This window comes from Aquitalea pelogenes (genome assembly GCF_041914625.1).
GTDB lineage: Bacteria > Pseudomonadota > Gammaproteobacteria > Burkholderiales > Chromobacteriaceae > Aquitalea > Aquitalea pelogenes.
Window position 1 is genome coordinate 94139 of the sequence record NZ_JAYSDA010000014.1, and the last position, 18579, is coordinate 112717.

The 18579-nt window shown below is 61.0% G+C and carries 15 protein-coding genes; 7 read left to right on the forward strand and 8 right to left on the reverse strand.

Going from position 1 to position 18579, the window contains the following annotated elements; genetic code table 11:
* The 3 genes from ACE3SE_RS12690 to ACE3SE_RS12700 are packed head-to-tail and all read left to right on the forward strand — an operon-like array spanning window position 1 to window position 2556.
* The gene (locus ACE3SE_RS12690; RefSeq protein WP_374555748.1) at window positions 1-624 is read left to right on the forward strand and encodes a glutathione S-transferase family protein; all 624 of its coding nucleotides are present in this window, start codon (window positions 1-3) and stop codon (window positions 622-624) included.
* 17 nt (window positions 625-641) lie between these two features.
* Window positions 642-1157 carry a cupin domain-containing protein gene (locus tag ACE3SE_RS12695; RefSeq protein ID WP_374555750.1) on the forward strand — a complete coding sequence of 172 codons (516 nt, stop codon included), beginning with the start codon at window positions 642-644 and terminating at the stop codon, window positions 1155-1157.
* Between the two features lies 1 nt (window position 1158).
* Complete coding sequence (locus ACE3SE_RS12700; protein ID WP_374555752.1) at window positions 1159-2556, forward strand: FAD-binding oxidoreductase; 1398 nt, start codon at window positions 1159-1161, stop codon at window positions 2554-2556.
* A 4-nt stretch (window positions 2557-2560) separates the two neighbouring features.
* Here the strand turns inward: ACE3SE_RS12700 and ACE3SE_RS12705 are convergent, their stop codons facing one another.
* The 5 genes from ACE3SE_RS12705 to ACE3SE_RS12725 all read right to left on the reverse strand — a co-directional run bounded on the left by ACE3SE_RS12705 (window position 2561) and on the right by ACE3SE_RS12725 (window position 10462).
* Entirely contained in the window at window positions 2561-4312 is a 1752-nt protein-coding gene (locus tag ACE3SE_RS12705) for a tetratricopeptide repeat protein (RefSeq protein WP_374555754.1), read from the reverse strand.
* Window positions 4313-4376: 64 nt separating this feature from the next.
* Complete coding sequence (locus ACE3SE_RS12710; protein WP_374555756.1) at window positions 4377-6251, reverse strand: methyl-accepting chemotaxis protein; 1875 nt, start codon at window positions 6249-6251, stop codon at window positions 4377-4379.
* Window positions 6252-6732: 481 nt separating this feature from the next.
* Window positions 6733-8355 (reverse strand): 3-(methylthio)propionyl-CoA ligase, encoded by a 1623-nt coding sequence (locus tag ACE3SE_RS12715; RefSeq protein ID WP_062788875.1) that lies wholly within the window; start codon window positions 8353-8355, stop codon window positions 6733-6735.
* A 317-nt stretch (window positions 8356-8672) separates the two neighbouring features.
* Window positions 8673-9200: a response regulator transcription factor gene (locus tag ACE3SE_RS12720; RefSeq protein ID WP_062788876.1), complete on the reverse strand. Its 528-nt coding sequence runs from the start codon at window positions 9198-9200 to the stop codon at window positions 8673-8675.
* Window positions 9201-9202: 2 nt separating this feature from the next.
* Window positions 9203-10462, reverse strand: coding sequence for a sensor histidine kinase (locus tag ACE3SE_RS12725; RefSeq protein ID WP_374555758.1), 1260 nt, complete (start codon window positions 10460-10462; stop codon window positions 9203-9205).
* A gap of 138 nt (window positions 10463-10600) precedes the next feature.
* Between ACE3SE_RS12725 and ACE3SE_RS12730 the strand changes: the two genes are divergently transcribed.
* The gene (locus ACE3SE_RS12730) at window positions 10601-10990 is read left to right on the forward strand and encodes a hypothetical protein (protein ID WP_374555760.1); all 390 of its coding nucleotides are present in this window, start codon (window positions 10601-10603) and stop codon (window positions 10988-10990) included.
* Between the two features lie 156 nt (window positions 10991-11146).
* Here the strand turns inward: ACE3SE_RS12730 and ACE3SE_RS12735 are convergent, their stop codons facing one another.
* Together ACE3SE_RS12735 and ACE3SE_RS12740 are read right to left on the reverse strand one after the other, a co-directional pair.
* The gene (locus ACE3SE_RS12735) at window positions 11147-12508 is read right to left on the reverse strand and encodes an ATP-binding protein (RefSeq protein WP_374555762.1); all 1362 of its coding nucleotides are present in this window, start codon (window positions 12506-12508) and stop codon (window positions 11147-11149) included.
* On the reverse strand, window positions 12505-13167 hold the full coding sequence (locus ACE3SE_RS12740; protein WP_045846724.1) for a response regulator: 663 nt from the start codon (window positions 13165-13167) through the stop codon (window positions 12505-12507). Before ACE3SE_RS12740 ends, ACE3SE_RS12735 begins: the two co-directional genes overlap by 4 nt.
* Before the next feature lie 240 nt (window positions 13168-13407).
* Between ACE3SE_RS12740 and ACE3SE_RS12745 the strand changes: the two genes are divergently transcribed.
* Together ACE3SE_RS12745 and ACE3SE_RS12750 are read left to right on the forward strand one after the other, a co-directional pair.
* Window positions 13408-14343, forward strand: a complete 936-nt coding sequence (locus ACE3SE_RS12745; protein ID WP_374555764.1) for a UDP-2,3-diacylglucosamine diphosphatase — start codon at window positions 13408-13410, stop codon at window positions 14341-14343.
* Window positions 14331-15368 (forward strand): glycosyltransferase family 4 protein, encoded by a 1038-nt coding sequence (locus ACE3SE_RS12750; protein ID WP_374555765.1) that lies wholly within the window; start codon window positions 14331-14333, stop codon window positions 15366-15368. The genes ACE3SE_RS12745 and ACE3SE_RS12750 overlap by 13 nt, the downstream gene beginning before the upstream one ends.
* 666 nt (window positions 15369-16034) lie before the next feature.
* Here ACE3SE_RS12750 and ACE3SE_RS12755 read toward each other — a convergent pair.
* Entirely contained in the window at window positions 16035-17045 is a 1011-nt protein-coding gene (locus ACE3SE_RS12755) for an isocitrate/isopropylmalate dehydrogenase family protein (protein ID WP_062788880.1), read from the reverse strand.
* Between the two features lie 460 nt (window positions 17046-17505).
* On the opposite strand from ACE3SE_RS12755, the gene ACE3SE_RS12760 reads away from it, so the two are divergent.
* Window positions 17506-18288 (forward strand): ferredoxin--NADP reductase, encoded by a 783-nt coding sequence (locus ACE3SE_RS12760; protein WP_045846727.1) that lies wholly within the window; start codon window positions 17506-17508, stop codon window positions 18286-18288.
* Window positions 18289-18579 lie beyond the last annotated feature (291 nt).

An 18579-nucleotide genomic window follows, 5' to 3' on the forward strand; every position in this document is an offset into this window, starting at 1 on the left:
ATGACCACTCTTACCCTGTACGGCAACTGTTTTTCCGGACACAGCTACAAAGTACGCCTGGCGCTGATGCTGGCCGATGTTTCCCATGACTACGTGCATGTTGACCTGGCCCTGCCACGTGCCGAGCGGCCGGAAGACTTCCGAGCCGCCAGCCGCTTTGGCGAAGTACCGGTACTGGTGGCCGATGGCACGCCGATGTGCCAGTCCAATGCCATCCTGCAATGGCTGGCCGACAGTTACGGCCGGCTGGATGGCGCGCCGGGTGAGCGCCAGCTGGTGCGTGAATGGCTGTGCTGGGAAAGCAATCGCATCGGCTTTTCCCTGCCCAACCTGCGCCTGGCACGCAAATTCTTCCCGCAGCCGGCCGAAGTCACCACCTGGCTGGAACAAAGGGTGAAGGCGGACCTGAACGAGCTGGAAAGCACGCTGAGCCGTCATGCCTATCTGATTGGCAGCACACTGACCATTGCCGACCTGTCGGCCAGCGCCTATCTGTGGTGGCTGGGCGATGCCGGGCTGGATATTGCCGGCTGGCCGCATGTGGCTGCCTGGCTGGAACGCATCAGCCAGTTGCCCGGCTGGCAGCATCCGGACGAGCTGATGGCCGCGGAAATTCCGGACTGATATCAGCAAGAGGACAGATGATGGAACGGCCATCCTGCATCAAACACTGGCGCGAACTGCAAGAGCCGGACAACGCCAGTTACCCGGATAGCAGCGAATTGCTGTCCATCGGCTCACCTCTGGGACGTTTTTTTGGGCTGCAACGCATTGGCATTCACCACGAATTGCTACCACCGGGCCGCCGCACCTCCTTGCCCCATGCCGAAAAGACTGAAGACGAGTTCGTCTACGTACTGGAAGGCGAACCGGATGTCTGGCTGGATGGCGTGCTGCACCGCCTGCAGCCCGGCGATGCAGTAGGCTTTCCAGCCGGCAGTGGCATTGCCCACAGCTTCCTCAACAACACGGCGCACGATGTGCGGCTGCTGTGCGTAGGGGACCGTAATCGCGAAGACAATCAGTTGCACTACCCGCTGCACCCGGCGCGCAACAGCGCACTTGGCCCCCGCCATTGGCAAGATTGCCCCGGCCAGTTGCAGGGCAAACACGACGGTCTGCCGGATGCCTTGCGCGCGCAACAGGAGCATGACTGAAATGCCCCACCTCCTTGATGCCGTGGCAGCCATTGTCGGTGCGGCCCATGTGCTGATCCGGCCGGAAGATACCGCACCCTATACGCTGGACTACCGTCGCCGCTATCAGGGCCAGCCCCTGGCCGTGGTGTTGCCGGGCAGCACCGCCGAAGTGGCGGCCCTGCTGCAGCTGTGCCAGCGCCAGCAGGTGGCCGTGGTGCCGCAAGGCGGCAACACCTCGACTTGCGGTGCGGCCACGCCGGATGGCTCCGGACAGCAACTGGTGGTGGCCATGCAGCGCCTCAACCGCCTGCGCGCCATCGACACCGCCAACAACAGCATCACGGTGGAAGCCGGCATGACGCTGGCCACACTGCAACAACTGGCCGCCGATGCGGACCGGCTGTTTCCGCTGTCGCTGGCCAGTGAAGGCAGCTGCCAGATTGGCGGCAACCTGTCGACCAATGCCGGCGGGCTGGCGGTGCTGCGCTACGGCACCATGCGCGAACTGACGCTGGGGCTGGAAGTGGTGCTGCCCGATGGCCGCGTGCTGCACCAGCTGTCCGGCCTGCGCAAGGACACCAGCGGGCTGGACGTGAAGCAGCTGTTTATCGGCGCGGAAGGGCAGCTGGGGCTGATTACTGCCGCCACGCTCAAACTGTTCCCGCGCCCCACCGCCCACGCCACCGCCTGGCTGGGTGTGGATGGCAGCCAGGCCGCCATCGACCTGCTGTCCGCCTTGCGCCAGGCCTTTGGCGACCGACTGACCACCTTTGAAATCATGTCGCAGCCCTGCCAGCAGCTGCTGGAAAAATACCATCCGGGCCAGTTGCCCTTCATCCAGCCCTGGGCGGTGCTGATGGAGCTGTCCGACAGTGGCGACAGTCATCTGCTGCAACAACAGCTGGTGGAATGGCTGAGCACGCAACAGCTGGCCGATGGCGTACTGGCGCACAGCGAAGCCGAGCGCCAGCAACTGTGGCAGCTGCGCGAAGCCATGTCGGAAACCCAGAAGCGCGACGGTGCCAGCATCAAGCACGACATCGGCGTGCCCAGTTCCGCCATTCCGGCCTTCCTGGCCGAATGCGAAGCAGCACTGCGCGCCGCTTTTCCCGGCGTGCGCATCATCGCTTTCGGTCATGCCGGCGACGGCAACCTGCACTACAACATCAGCTACACCCGGCCTGACAACGCGGAACTGTTCGCCGACGAAGCCAGCGTCAATGCCATTGTTTACGATCTGGTCTACCGCCATCAGGGCACGCTGGCGGCAGAACACGGCGTGGGCCAGCTCAAGGGCCACTGGCTGCAACACTATCAGGACCCGGTTGCCTTGCAGCTGATGCAAGGGGTCAAGCAGCTGCTGGACCCGCAGGGACTGATGAACCCGGGCAAGTGGCTGTCGCCCGCCAGTCGCTGAGACATCAGGCTGCGGGCTGTGCCAGCTCGGCAGCAAGACGGCTGATCAGCCCGGCCCAATCCCCTGCAGCCTGCTGACGGCGCAAGCGCATGGCGGGATACCAGACACTGGTTTCGCCCTGCCAGCCCCAGCGCCAGTCGGTGTGGCTGGCAGACAAGAGCAGCCAGGTGGGCAAGCCCAGACTGGCGGCCAGATGCGCCATGGCGGTATCCACCGTCACCAGGCCATCCAGCCCGCCCAGTACCGCCGCCGTGACAGCCAGATCATCCAGCCCGTTTTCCCCTGCCTGCCAGTTGGCAAACCCGGCCAGCCATTGCTGCTCGGCGGCCTGCACCGGCAATTGCAGGCTGGTCCATTCCATACCGGGCAAGGTCAGCAAGGGTTCCAGCAGTCGCACATCGGGCAGTGAACGGTGATGGTCGAAAGGATGACGGGCATGCCCGCGCCATACCAGACCCAGCTTGCGAGGGCGCGTAGCCGGCCGCGCCCTGGCGGCTGACGGCATCACAAAACGGGCCGGTGCCACGGAGGCCGGGTCGGCAGCCAGCCAGCGCGGCAGGCTCATGGCAAATACATGGCAGTCATGCGCGGGCAAGTCCATGTCCAGCCGCTGCATGGCTAGCCAGTCCACCGGATAATCCAGTTGCAGGCTTTGCAGCAGGCGCAACAGTTCGGGACGGCATACCACGGTCAGCCGGGCAGGCTGCAGCAAGGGCAGATAGCGACAGAATTGCAGCGCATCACCCAGCCCCTGTTCGAACCACAACAGCAGGTGTTTCCCCGCCAGTGCCTCACCCTGCCAGCGCGGCGAGGCAATCTGCGGCACACCGGCGCTGCCCGGCGTACGTTGCAAGCGGGCTTCCAGCAGCGGCCAGCCTTCGTCCCAGCGTTGTTGCGACAGCAGCAGATAGCCCAGGTTTTGCCGGAAGCGCGGCTGCTGCGGAGCCAGTTGCACTGCCGTGCACAAGGCTTGCTCTGCGGCATCGGCCAGGCGTAGTTCGCTGCAGGCCATGCCCAAAGCGTCGTGCAAGGCCGCCGCTGCCGGATGGTGTGCAATGCCCTGCTGCAGCAGCGCATGCGCAGCTTCGGCCTTGCCTTGCAGCAACAGGCCATTGGCCTGATTCAGCCAGATTTCCGCAGGCGGGTCTGGCTGTTGCAAGGCGTGCTGCAGCAGGCTGTCGGCCTGCGCCCAACGCTGTTGCTGCTGGTGGAGCAGGGCCAGATTGTTGAGGGCAACAAGGTGATGCGGGTCTTGCTGCAGCAACTGCTCCCAGCAAGCCTCGGCAGCAGCAGGGTTGCCCCGCTGCTGATGACAATGCGCCAGCCCGGCCAGAGCAGTGCTATCGTGTGGCTGCACGCGCAGCAATGCTTCCCAGCAAGCTTGCGCTGCATCCGGCCTGCCGCCATCGGCCAGCAGACTGGCCAGATTGCCGAGGCTTGCCGGGTGGTCCGGCTGACGCTGCAATTCGGCGCGGTAATGCTGTTCGGCCTGTTCCGGCCGACCACTTTCAGCGTACAGGCAGCCCAGGTTGTAATGGGCATCGGCCACGCTGGCATCCAGCTGCAAAGCCTGCTGCCAGCATTGTTCGGCCAGTTCGCCCTGCCCCAGCCGGGCCGCGCAGACGCCCAGCAGATTCCACACCGGCGCATTGTCCGGCTCGGCCTGCAAGCAAGCCTGCGCCGCCTGCAAGGCAGCGGGCAGATTCTGTTCCGCCAACAAGGTGGCGGCCCGCAAGGCCAGTGGGGACAAGTTCATGGCGGCGCTCCTGATCGATGCTGCCATGCATCCGGCACATCAGCAGCCCCGCCATTGTAAAAGCCTACAAGTGGAATTTGGCAAACTGGCCATTCATTTGTCCGGCCTTGTCGGCCAGCCCCTGCAAGGTATGGCTGGCTTGTTGCAGCATGTCATCGTTCTCCAGCACCCGGCTGTTGATCTGCTCCGAGCTTTGCGCAATCAACGTACTGGCATTGTGCTGCTCCTGGGTGGAATGGGAGATTTCCGACATCTTGCTCACCACGTCCTGCATGGAATGGCGGATGGACTGGATATTGGCCACCGCATCACGCGTCAGCTGCACACCGTCATTCACCACATGCACCGTGCGCTGGACGTCGTCCACCGCCTTGCCGGTTTCCGTGCGGATGGCGCTGACCATGCCGGCTATTTCCACCGTGGCCTGGGCCGTGCGTTCCGCCAGTTTGCGCACTTCGTCGGCCACCACGGCAAAGCCACGACCTTGTTCACCGGCACGGGCGGCCTCGATGGCAGCGTTGAGCGCCAAAAGATTGGTTTGATCGGCAATATCGCGAATCACCTCGGTAATGCCGGAAATCTGCTGCGAGCGCTGCTCCAGCGCGGCCAGCATGCCTTCCAGCGCACACACCGACTGGCCGGTGCTTTCCATGCCGCTGGCCAGCTGATGCATGCCGTTGGCCCCGGCATCCAGGCCTTGGCCGGTACGGGTGGCCAGCACCGCGGCTTCACGCGCGTGGTCGGCAATCTGGGCAATGCTGACCGTAATCTGCTCCAGCGTGGCCGCACTGGCGGAGGACATATCGGAAATACCACGCGCCCGCTCGGCCACCTCGCCCACCTGTCCTGATACCTGGCTCACGCCCACCACAACCCCGCTGGCATCGTCGCGCAGCCCGCGGAACAGCCTGCCCAGCTGCTCGACAAACTGGTTGAATGCCGTCGCCGTGGCGGCAATTTCATCCTGACCTGTTATTTTCAGCCGCAGGGTCAGGTCGCCTTCGCCGTGGGCAATATCCTGCATGGCCTGTTGCAATGCCACCAGCCCGCCCAGCATGCGTCCCAGCAGCACCCCGGCCAATGGAATCAGCAGCACGAAAATCAGCGCACTCAAGCCAGCCACGGTCAGCAGCAGGGTATTGAGCGGTGCCAGGATGTCAGCACGGTGCGTGGCGAGGCCAATCAGCCAGTCACTCCCCGGAATGCGCTGTATCGATAACAGCATGTCCTGACCATCCAGTTCGACCTGCTGCAGGCTTTGGCTGCCCGCCAGCTCGGCCAGCCGGGCAGCATCCAGCGTTGGTGCCAGCGTGCTGATGGGCTTGAGCGTAAGCCCGGCCTGCGGATGCGCGAGGATGGTGCCCTTGCCGTCGGTGATGAAGGCATAGCCATTGCCCCTGACTTTCAAGGACAGTACCGACTGCACCAGGTTGTCGACAAACACATCACCACCTGCCACGCCGACTGGCTTGCCCCCTTGCAAGATAGGCGCCGCCACCGTGATGGTGAGCTTTTTGCTGGCTTCATCCACATAGGGCTCGGTCACCACCGGCTTGCCTGCGGCCAATGCCTGCTGATACCAGTCGCGCGTGGTGACCTTGTAGTCGGCAGGTGCCTGCCAGTCATCGGAAAACACCGAGCGGCCATCGGCAAAACCCGCGTAATTGACATTGAAGCCCGCCCGCGCGCCCACCTTGAGAAAGCGCAGGGCATCGGCCTGCGTGGCCACCTCGGCCTGGGCAGCGATTTCCTGTTTCTTTTCATCCAGCCAGGTTTTCACCACGCTGCCCTGCCCTTTCAGCGCGGAGTCGAATTCATGGTTCAGGCCATTGAGGATTTCGCCGCGCATCTGGATGAATACGATCAGCACCAGCACCAGCCCGAACACCGCCATCAGCAAGGCATTGAATACAATAAGTTTACTGCGCAAGGATTTCATTTTTTCCCCCCTGGCGAAAATGGTGATGCCCCAAGCATGAACGCAAGCGCTTTTGTGGCAGCGGACACCTGGCTGCCAACAATCTTGACATTAAATTATGAAATACTTATTTACATTTTGATCCAGAACAGCAAAGCGGCTTTGCAGCAAGCGTGCAGGATGCAAGAAAGAGGGACAGGGAGAACGACAAGCAAAAAAAATCCCCTGAGGGTTCTCAGGGGCCAACACGAGGAAGAAACATCTGGCTGGGGTTGCCAGCTTGATGCTTCGAGGGGCTAACACCACAAAAGGTCTTGCGACCTTCAGTGCGATGCACAATTTAGCGCAAATGCTCTATTCTGTCCATTCAATTCAGCGGCTTAGACCCGCTGACAAAACCTCCGCGCCTGCGTTGCGCCTCCTTGCCGTACTTTCTGTACTGTCTGCGTCGGCGCGCCTTGGCCCGGGTTCTCTACCAGCGTTTGTCAGCAGCTGTCAGCACTCAAGCCCACTGGTAATCCTTGAACATTTCACGCAGTTTCATCTTTTGCAATTTGCCGGTGGCGGTGTGTGGCAGCTCATCCAGGAACACCACATCGTCCGGCGTCCACCACTTGGCGATCTTGCCTTCATAAAAGCCGATCAACTCTTCGCGGGTTGCGCTGGCACCGGGCTTGAGCACCACCACCATCAGCGGGCGTTCATCCCACTTGGGATGCACCACACCGATGGCGGCCGCCTCGGCCACCGCCGGGTGTCCCACCAGGATGTTTTCCAGTTCGATGGAGCTGATCCATTCACCGCCGGACTTGATCACGTCCTTGGTGCGGTCGGTGATCTTCATATAGCCGTCACGGTCGATGGTGACCACATCGCCGGTATTGAACCAGCCGTCCTCGGTATGGGAATCGTCCAGCTCGCGCTTGAAGTAGCGGGACAGCACCCAGGAACCCTTCACCTGCAAATTGCCGAAGGCCACACCATCGTTGGGCAGCGGCTTGCCTTCGTCATCGACAATGCGGATGGCCACGCCGTAAATGGGACGGCCCTGCTTGGTTTGCAGTGCACGTAGTGTCGGTGTGTCGCAGCCGTTGTGCTTGAATTTGGGCGTACTGGTTGTGCCACAGGGCGACAGCTCGGTCATGCCCCACAGCTGGCGCAGTTCGGCACCGTGTTCGGCCAGCTGGTCCACCATGCTTTCCGGCGCGGCCGAACCGCCGACAATCACCCGCTTGAGGCTGTGAATCTTCAGGTGGTTCTTCTGGCAGTGCTGCAACAGCATCATCCAGATGGTGGGCACGCCTGCCGCCATGGTGACGCCTTCGGTCTCGATCAGCTCGTACAGATTGACGCCATCCATCTTGGGGCCGGGCAACACCAGCTTGGCCCCGTTCATGGTGCAGCTGTAAGGCAGGCCCCAGCCATTGACGTGGAACATCGGCACCACCGGCATGATGGCACCCTGGGCCGAGATATCCAGGCTGTCCGGCAGCGAACTGGCAAAGGCATGCAGCACGGTGGAGCGGTGCGAATACAGCACGCCCTTGGGGTTGCCGGTAGTGCCCGAGGTGTAGCACAGGCTGGAAGCGGTGTTTTCGTCGAAGTCCGGCCACTGGTAGTGGTCGCTATGGCTGTTGACCAGGTCTTCGTAGCACAACAGGTTGTCCAGTGTGGACTCGCGCGGCATGTGGGCGCGGTCGGTCAGCAAGACGAAATGCTGCACGGTGGTCAGTTCGGCGGCAATCTGCTCCACCACCGACAGGAAGCTCAGGTCGAACATCAGCACCTTGTCTTCGCCGTGATTGATGATGTAGCTGATCTGCTCGGCAAACAGGCGCGGATTGACCGTGTGACAAATGGCCCCGGAACCGGAGGTGGCAAAGTAGATTTCGTAGTGGCGGTAGCCGTTCCACGCCAGCGTACCCACCGTATCGCCATGCCCTACTCCCAGGCCGGCCAGCGCATTGGCCAGTTGCCGGCTGCGGCGTGCTGCCTCGCGGTAGGTGTAGCGGTGAATCGGGCCTTCCACGGTACGCGACACGATTTCACTGTCGCCATGATAGGTTTCGGCATGTTGCAGCAAGGCGGAGATCAGCAGCGGCTGCTCCATCATTTGTCCACGCATCTTGTTCCCCTCTATTGTCGTGGTTTGTGAGTCCATCAAAAGACCATATGCATTTCATGGCGAGGGCTCCAATCATTTTTTCTGATGCAATCCGGAAAGAGCTGCTGATGAAAACCGATGTTTCCATTCATGACATTGGAAACATCCGAGCGCTTGCTTGGTTCATCAATGGAGGAGATGCCGGACAGTAGCGGCATTGCGGCGAATGTGCAGCACAGGACGCGTGCTGCTTGCAGGACTGGCGCAAAGCCAGATGGAAAGCTTGTTTCCAGCTGGCAGATTTTCAGCTGTCATTTACATGCAACAGCTGATGCGTTTTAGCTTTTTACCGGCCGCTTGGCCAGCATGCGTTGCAAGGTGCGTCGGTGCATGCCCATGGAGCGGGCGGTAGCGGAAATATTGCCATCATGTTCGTTCAGCACCCGTTGCAGATGCTCCCAGGTAACACGACGCAGCGACATGGGCTGCGGGGATAATGGCAACTCCGGGTTGGCTGCCACTTGCTGGAAAGCCGCCAGGATATCCTCCACGCTGGCCGGCTTGGCCAGATACTGCACCGCGCCCAGCTTGGTGGCCTCCACCGCAGTGGCAATGCTGGCATAACCGGTGAGCACCACCACCGCAGCCTGCGGGTAGCGCTGGCGCAAGTCCGGCAACAAGCGCAAGCCGCTTTCCCCTTCCAGATTCAGGTCCAGCACAATACGCAGCGGCGGCTCATCACGCAGCTGCAAGGCTTGCGCGCCGTCCGCCGCACATTCCACCCGGAAGCCACGCCGGCCCAGCGAACGCGCCAGTACACTGCTGAAAGCCTCGTCATCATCCACCAGCAAAAAATCCAGAGCCATGCTCATTCCTCCAGCCGCAAGGGCAGGCGTACACAGGCGTGCACGCCCCCCTCCGGTCGGTTATCCAGGGTCAGCGTACCGTTCAGCCGCGCCAGCGTGGCATGGCTGAGCATGACGCCCAGCCCCATTCCCGCCGATTTGTCGGATGTCAGCGGTGCCAGGCCGGCGCGTTGCAACTGCGCGGCAGACAGACAGCCAACCGGATTGATGATGTCCAGTTGCAGCCAGTTGCCGGACAGTGCGGCCGTCACCGTCAAGGCACCGCCACCGGCTTCGGCTGCATTATTGATGAGGTTGAAAAACGCCGGCCAGAACGCGGCATCCAGCCGTACCTGCGGGTCCGGCCCGGCAGCAGCCTGCCATTGCAGCTGGACATCCGGCCGCAAGCTGCGCCAGCCGGACAGCTGCTGGGCCAGCGTGGCAAACAGCGGCTGGGCGGTATCGCTCTGGGCAATACCCTGCTTCAAGCGGCTGAGTGCCTGGGCACAACTGCCCAGCTGGGCCCGCATCAGGCGCAGATCCTCTTGCAGGTTCGCATCCGCCGCATATTGTTGCAGCATGTCATCCACCAGCAGGCTGAGGGTGTTGATGGGGGTGGACAGGGAGTGGGCGGCACCGGCCGCCTGCATGCCCACAGCCAGCAGTTGTTCATCGCGCAACTGGGTTTCCCGTGCAGCGGCCAGCGCGGCCTCGCGTGCGGCCAGTTGACGGGCCAGCCAGGACACAAAGCTGGTGATCAGCAGCGCGGACAGGGCAAAGGTCAGCCACATGCCAACCAGATGCAGGGAAAAGGCATAGGCGGCATCACTGCCCTGCAAGGGCCAGGGCAAATGCCAGGCAAACAACAAGGCATAGGCCAGCATGCTGAGCAGTGACAGTCCCCAGGCAAACAGCCCCGGCGACAACAAGGCGGCAAACAGCACCGGCGGCAAATACAGGGATGCCAGCGGATTGGCCGCACCACCGCTGAAGGCCAGGCACTCGGTCAGCGCCAGCACGTCGGCCAGCAGGCCGAGGCGCAGCATCAGCAAGGGCGAGCCATGACGCGTCACATTGCGGCCAAGGATGAAGTTGAACCCGGCCAGGGTGGCCAGCGCCTGCAACAGCAGCAGCCAGGGCAAACTCAAGCCGCTGGCCGCACACAGCAGCAGCAACACAAGGCCGGCAGCCAGCATCAGCCAGCGCAAACGGGCAATCAGGCGCACCGCATCGGGCAGGTCGGCCACCAGGCGCGCAGAAGAAGATAATAATTGGGCCAGCATGGCCGACACTTTAGCATTCCGCCGCAGGATTGGTGGCTGCGACATAATGCCGCACCACCGTCTGCGCATGGCTCGTCGCCATCGCGACAGTCTGCTAGTCTTGCAACACTTTTTGTCGAACGCGTGCGGATGAAACATTTGAAACTTGCAGGCTGCGGCCTGACCCTGTTTATTGCGCTGGGGCCGCTGGTGGGCTTGCTGGCGACCGGCGTCATGCCCATGCTCGCCTACATGCTGGGTGCCTTGCCCGCAGCCTTGGCCGGTGTGTTGCTGGTGCTGTTGCGGCTGTCGCTGGAGGCCAGCATCAGTCAGTGGCAAACGCGCTGGCCGCGCTGGCGTCTGCTGTTGCTGGCTACCTTGCCCGGCGCTCTGATAGGCGGGGTCATCACCCTGTATTACAGCCGCTGGCTGCAACCTGCCTTGTACGACCCGGTGTTCAACTACTATGTGGGCGCAGTGGCCGGAGCGGTGTGCAATGCACTGTACTGGCACTTGCCTGCCACCAGCGCGGGTGGCAAGCCAGCCTGAGCAACTGGCTGCGACAAAAAGAAAGCCCGCCTGGTCGGGGCGGGCAATCACACCTTGGAGTGTGCCGTTACAGGGGGCAAAACCTGTCATCCGGCATTGCTTGCTACCTTAAAGCCCTTGACGGCCCATGACAATGCGACAGATTGTCGCAGCGACTCACCCCTGCTGCCGCAGCGTGACACGCAATCCGCCTTCATCCCGGTTGCTCAATTGCATGTGCAGGCCGTGCAAGCTGGCAATGCGCTCGACAATCGACAAACCCAGCCCGCTACCGGGCATTTCCTGCCCCGGCGGGCGGAAAAAACGCTCCTGCACCCGTGAAAGCCACTGGGCTTCAATGCCCGGTCCATTGTCCTGCACCACCACTTCATCCGCCGACAGCAGCAGTTCGACCCGGCTGCCTGCCGGGCAGTAGCGCACCGCATTGTCCAGCAGATTGCGCAATAACAGCGTCAGCAAGGTGGCATCGCCGCTCAATGGCAATACCGCATCCGGGCCGGTCTGCCAGTGGGTTTCCAGCACCGTGTCTTTTGTGGCAGCCGCAGCAGTCACGTCGCTTAGCGCATCACGGCTGACTTGCTGCCAGTCCACCGGCTGACGGCTTGGCAATCCCTGCATGGGGTCCAGCCGGGAGAGTGCCAGCAGCTGCGCCAGCAGGCGGGTGGCGCGCTGTATACCCAGCTGCAATTGCTGCAGGGCATGTTGCCGTCCGGCTTCGTCCGGCATCAGTGCCATCACCTCGGCCTGCACCTGCAGGGCGGCCAGCGGAGTACGCAACTCATGGGCGGCATCGGCGGTGAAACGCCGTTCATGCTCCATGGCTTCGGCAATGCGGGCAAACAGGGCATTGAGTGCCTGCACCATGGGCAGCACTTCACCGGGCACGTTTTCCGACAATGGCGTGCTGTCCAGCGCACTGCGCCGGCCCAGTTCGCCTGCCACCTGCTGCAAGGGCCGTAAGCCTTTGCGCACGGCCCACAAAATCAGCAACAACAGCACCGGCAGTCCCAGCAACCAGGGCAGCAGCTGCCCTTCTATCACCTTGATGACCACCTCGTGGCGCAGCTTCTGTCGCTGACCGACGGCCACCAGTCGCGTGCCATCCGGCGCAGGCAGATAAAACAGACGCCATTCATCCTTGCCGTCCTCACCGCGCACGCTGTAAAAGCCACGCCGGCCGGCATCAAAGGTAAAGCGCCGCCCCTTACCATCGCTCAGCAGCAGGCTGCCATCGGCATTCCACACGGCAAGGCCGATGTCGTCGTCCTCGGCTTCACCGCGATCACCACCACGGATCAGCTTTTTGGTTTTGGGCAGCAAGGGCAGGTCGTCACCATGCTCGCCCATGTTCACGATCAGCAACTGGCGGGCAAACAAGGTCAGTTGGGTATCGTACAATTCGTCCACTTCGTGGTGCGCCACATAGGCCGCCACCCCGGTGGACACCAGCCAGATCAGGGGCACGGTCACCAGCAGCAGGATGGCCAGGCGCCGTTGCAAGGTAGGCTGGCGTGTCATGCCGGCTCACCCAGTGCATAGCCCACCCCGCGCTGGGTGCGGATGAATGCCGCACCCAGTTTCTTGCGCAGGTGGTGCACATACACTTCCACCGCATTGCTTTCCAGCTCCTGCCCCCAGCCATACAGTTTTTCTTCGATCAGCTCGCGCGGCAGCACCCGGTCCTTGCTGGACAACAGCAGCTCCAGCAAGGCCAGCTCACGGGCGGTCAGCTCCAATGGCACCTCGCCCAGCCAGGCCGTGCGCGCCACCGGGTCCATACTCACCCGGCCATGACTCAGGCGATTGCTGGTCTGGCCGTGGCGGCGGCGAATCAAGGCCCGCAGCCGGGCAGCCACTTCACTGAGGGCAAAGGGTTTGACCAGATAGTCATCGGCACCGGCATCCAGCCCCTTGAGCCGGTCATCCAGTGCATCACGCGCCGTCAATACCAGCACCGGCACATCCTGCCCGGCCTTGCGCCAGGCGGTCAGGATATCCATGCCGTCCATGCCCGGCAGGCCCAGGTCCAGCACCACGGCATCAAATGGCGCAGCGGTCAGTGCCGCCAGGCCTTCACGCCCCTGCCGAAACCAGTCCACTGCGAAGCCCAGCTGGCTCAGTCCCATTTTCAGGCCATCGCCAATCAGCGGGTCATCTTCCACCACCAGTATGCGCATGTTGATTTCCTTGTCTCTAACGCCATCACAGCCGACTGGCTGGCTTATTGCAACACGATCCTGCCCCCAAAAACCATGGCGCTGATCAAGCGAGCCCCAGCCTGGCTTGCACCAGTAAAGCACAACTGTCTTAAACCCGACTTAAACCGCCTGCGTCATGCAGCCGTCACCAAAGCCTCATCGCCCCGTCATCTGGCACATGCAGCATGGCGCTGTACACCACGGTAGAACGGACCCGATATGCAGCCCGCCACCGACACTGTCAAACCGCGCCACTACCGCGCCATCTGGATTTCCGACGTCCATCTGGGCACTGCCGGCTGTCGCGCCGACCATCTGCTGGACTTTCTCAAGCACAACGAATCCGACCATCTCTATCTGGTGGGCGATATCGTTGACGGCTGGCAGCTGAAGAAATCCTGGTACTGGAAACAAAGCCACAACGATGTGGTGCAGAAAGTACTACGCAAGGCGCGCAAGGGCTGTCAGGTGGTATACGTACCGGGTAATCATGACGAAGCCGCCCGTCATTACACCGGGCTGGATTTTGGCGGCATCGCCATCCGGCGCGAAGCCGAACATGTCACCGCCGACGGCAAGCGCCTGCTCATCATCCACGGCGACGAATTCGATGGCGTCATCCAGCACATCAAGTGGCTGGCCTATGTGGGCGACTCGCTATACACCGTCATCCTGCAACTGAATCGCGGCTTCAACTGGCTGCGCAAACAGCTGGACCTGCCTTACTGGTCGCTGTCGCAATACCTCAAGCACAAGGTGAAGAACGCGGTGAACTTCATCAGCGACTTTGAAAAAATCCTGGCCGGAGAAGCACGCCGCCGCCATTACGACGGGGTGATCTGCGGTCACATCCACAAGGCGGAAATCCGCGACATCGACGGGGTACTGTACGGCAACAGTGGCGACTGGGTGGAAAGCCTGTCAGCCCTGGTTGAACATGCCGATGGCCGGCTGGAAGTGGTGTACTGGACCACGCTGCTGAGCCAGCCGGAAAAAACCAGCCGGAAAGTACGCGCGTCCCAGGACAAACCGCAAGCCGGCATCGAACACAGCCCGCTGGGCCAGCCCGGCATAGCCGTCCCGCAGGCCCTGCAATACCACGACACCATCCCTTCGCAGTCCGACCCCAGCCAGGAGACCCCATGCGCATCCTGATCGTGACCGACGCCTGGCAGCCCCAGGTCAACGGCGTAGTCCGCACCCTGACCGAAACCTGCCGCGAACTGACTGCCTTCGGGCATCAAGTTGAAATGATCACCCCGCTGGAATTCCACACCCTGCCCTGCCCCACCTACCCGGACATCCGGCTGTCCATATTGCCTTACCGCCAGGTGGCACAACGCATCGCCGCACTGGCGCCGCATGCCATCCACATTGCCACGGAAGGCCCGCTTGGTCTGGCCGCCCGCCGTTACTGCCTGCGCCACAAGCTACAGTTCACCACGGCTTATCACACCCGTTTTCCGGAATACATCGCCGCCCGCACCCGCCTGCCGCTATCCATCAGCTATGCCTGGATGCGTCGCTTCCACAATGCAGGTGCTGCCACCATGGTGCCCACCCAGTCCATTGCCGACGACCTGCGTGCCCGCGGCTTTGACAAGGTGGTGCTGTGGAGCCGCGGCGTGGACATCAGCATGTTCAGCCCGGGTGAACGTGACCGGCTGGAAGAAAGCCGTGCGCCGCGCTTTGTCTATATCGGGCGCGTTGCGGTGGAAAAAAACATCGAGGCTTTCCTGAAACTGGACCTGCCCGGCAGCAAATGGGTAGTGGGGGATGGCCCGCTGCTGTCCCGGCTGCAACGCGAATACCCCGAGGTCCACTTTGCCGGTGTGTTTCCGCAGCCCGAGCTGGCCCGCTTCTACCGCGCCGCGGATGTCTTTGTTTTCCCCAGCCTGACCGACACCTTTGGCTTGGTACTACTGGAAGCCATGGCCTGTGGCACACCGGTAGCTGCTTATCCGGTAGCCGGACCGCGCGATGTGGTGGGCCACAGCGGCGCTGGCGTATTGCACGACGATCTGCGTCAAGCTTGTCTGGAAGCGCTCAAACTGGACCGTGAGCATGTGCGGACCGTGGCCGAGCGATATTCCTGGGCTGCCGCCACCCGTCAGTTCGAGCGACACCTGCATCCCAATCAGCCAGCACAAGTGGCCAGGCTGGAAGCGCAGACCGGCTGAGTCGCCAGCCTGGCCAGCGTTGCAAAATCGCAGCGCTGGCCAAGCCTTCGCTGGCAAACAATCAGAACAATGGCATAGAAAAAACAACGCCGGGACCGAAAAAAAACTTGAGTCCGCCAATGTCAGGCCTATACTGAAATCATTCAGTAACAGGGAGGGTTTGGGATGAGTCATTGGCCGGATTCCGACAACCTTGTTCACACCGGCGTTCAGAACCCATCGCCTTTTCAGGTTTGATGGCGGGCAGTTCAAGCTTGTCCGAGAGCGCAGCAAGCGTCCATTGCGGATGCATCAGACGACAGGTAGTCGGTACGCCAGACACGAAACAACAGACTTTGCTAAAGCATGATGAGTAAACCGGGAAGAAATTCCCCTCTGCGCTGCCGTAACAGGTAGCGAGCATGATGTTACCGCCCAGACGAAACCGGGCAGCACTACCGTAACATCAGTTGTTTGAGGCTTATCTTGTGCTGTGCATACAGCCTGTTCTTTGGTAGACCTGCAAGGCTGCAGTCAAGAGCATCGTTGGCAGACATGTTCGGGGCCAGGCAGGGTGAAGACTTGTATGTGATGTTTGCGTTATCCCGCAAATCCTTCTTTTCAAGCATGCAGTGACACACCACAGAGGGCGGCCGGTCAAGCCGCCCTCTTTCTATTTCTGCTTCTCTATCCCTGCGCCTGTTTCAACCTGTCGATCACCGCCCGCGCCAGATGCTGCGTACTCACCCCCGGCGAAATCACATCTGGCGTGGCAATGCCATCCTGCAAGGTCGCCAGAACCGCCTGTTCCACCCTCATGGCCAGATCAGCCCGCTGCCACCAGATACGCAGCAACATGGCAGCACTGAGAATGGCCGCCAACGGATTGGCAATCCCCTGCCCGGCAATATCCGGGGCAGAACCATGCACCGGCTCGGCAATGGCGGCGGTCACGCCCAGATTCAGCGATGGTGCCAGCCCCAAACCACCGGCAAAAGCAGCGACCAGGTCTGACAGGATATCGCCGTACAGATTGGGAGCCAGCAGCATGTCAAAGCTTTCCGGAGATTGCGCCAAACGCATGGCCGCGGTATCCACCAGCATTTCATCCACGACAATTTCCGGATATTCCCGCGCCACCTCGCGGGCACAGTCGCGAAACAGGCCATCGGTGCGTGGCAGGATATTTGCCTTGTGGATAATGGTGATGCGCTGGCGGCCGGCATGTCTGGCCAGTTCAAACGCACTTCTGGCAACGCGGAGTGATGCAGTACGCGTGATGCGCTTGATGGCAACCGCCACTTCGCCATCGGACTGCTCGTCCCCAACGTAAAGGTCTTCGGTATTTTCCCGGACGATGATCAGGTCGATTCCCTGCCGGCACACTGTCAGCGGCAGGCTGAGCGTGGGACGGATATTGGCATGACAGCCGAGTTCACGCCGCAACTGGACAATGGGGGAGCGATACCCTTCAACCAGTTGCATGGGAGAACTCACCGCCCCGAAAAACACGGCACCACACTCGCGCGCAGCCTCCAGCGTCTTGTCCGGCAAGGCCTTGCCCTGGCGCCGGAAGGTTTCCCAGCCGGCATCGGCAAACACCAGTTGCAAACCTGGCAGCACCGCTTGCAGCACACCCACGGCAACGGGAACCACCTCGTGGCCGATCCCGTCTCCGGGAATCACACACAGCTTCATTGCTTGCTCCGCTTTCTGTCAGCAGGACAGCAGATTGTACGCGTCCAGCTTTGCACCATACAAAAAAGATGACATCAGAATGGCAAATCGGCATCTGGCTGTACACTGTCTGACAACAGCCGCCTGGCTACAGTTTTATGCACTAGCGCAGCGCGCGATACAATTCGCTGATCTAAATCAACGCATTGCTAAGAACAAACAGGAATAAACACAGCGGAAAGAAATCGTTAGGGCTGCCCCACTCTTTAAGGTAACATCCTGTTCCAGTTGACTTTCCCGCCGTATGCCCGCCATAGCATGCCAAAAGCTGTTGCAGGCTTTGCGTCGTGGCGATTTGATCATTATGTTTAATGACATAGTGAGAACAGCTAGCAATGTTTAGTCAAGCGTCCCTGAAAAGGGTAAAATCGCCGCAACCACTCATTCCTTGATTTCTATTGGATAGCGAGCAGCAATTTATATGTCCTCCCCCAATTTGACCGCTGAAAAGGTATTGTCGGTTCACCACTGGAACGACACCCTGTTCACCTTCACCTGCACCCGCGATGCCGGCCTGCGCTTCATCAATGGCCAATTCGTCATGATCGGCCTGGAAGTAAACGGCAAGCCGCTGATGCGTGCCTACTCCATTGTCAGCTCCAACTACGAAGAGCATCTGGAGTTTTACAGCATCAAGGTACAAGACGGCCCGCTGACCTCCAAACTGCAACACCTGCAAGTTGGCGATACCGTGCTGATCAGCAAGAAGCCCACTGGCACCCTGGTACAAGACAACCTGCTGCCGGGCAAGAACCTGTATCTGTTGTCCACCGGTACCGGCCTGGCACCGTTCATGTCCATCATCAAGGACCCGGAAGTCTACGAACGCTACGACAAAGTCATCCTGACCCACGGCGTACGCTGGGTAAATGAACTGGGCTATCACGACTACATCACCAAAGAACTGCCGGAAAACGAGTTCTTTGGCGATATCGTGAAAGAAAAGCTGATTTACTACCCGACCGTTACCCGCGAACCGTTCCGCAATCAGGGCCGCCTGACCGACCTGATCACCAACGGCAAGATGTGCGCCGACATCGGCCTGCCGCAGCTGAACCCGGAAAACGACCGCGTGCTGATCTGCGGTAGCCCGTCCATGCTGCACGACCTGTGCGAAATCCTGAATGGCATGGGTTTCAAGGAATCGCCGCGTATGGGCGAACCGGGCGACTACGCCATCGAACGTGCTTTTGTGGAAAAATGATTCCGCTTTTTCCGGGGAAATGACAAAACGCCATCCAGCCGGATGGCGTTTTTCTTTGCCGGTACACCACAGCAGTGGCATCAGCGGAAATGGCAGATGCAAAAAAGGGAGGCCGAAGCCTCCCTTTTCTTATTGCGAGCCAGACGCTGACGTCTGATTAGTTTGCTGCGGAAGCCGGAGCGGCTTTCTTGGCAGCGTGCTTTTTAGCGTGATGTTTTTTGGCAGCGTGCTTCTTGGCCGGAGCGGAAGCGTCAGCAGCCTGGGCTTTCTGAGCGGAAGCTTCTACTTTCT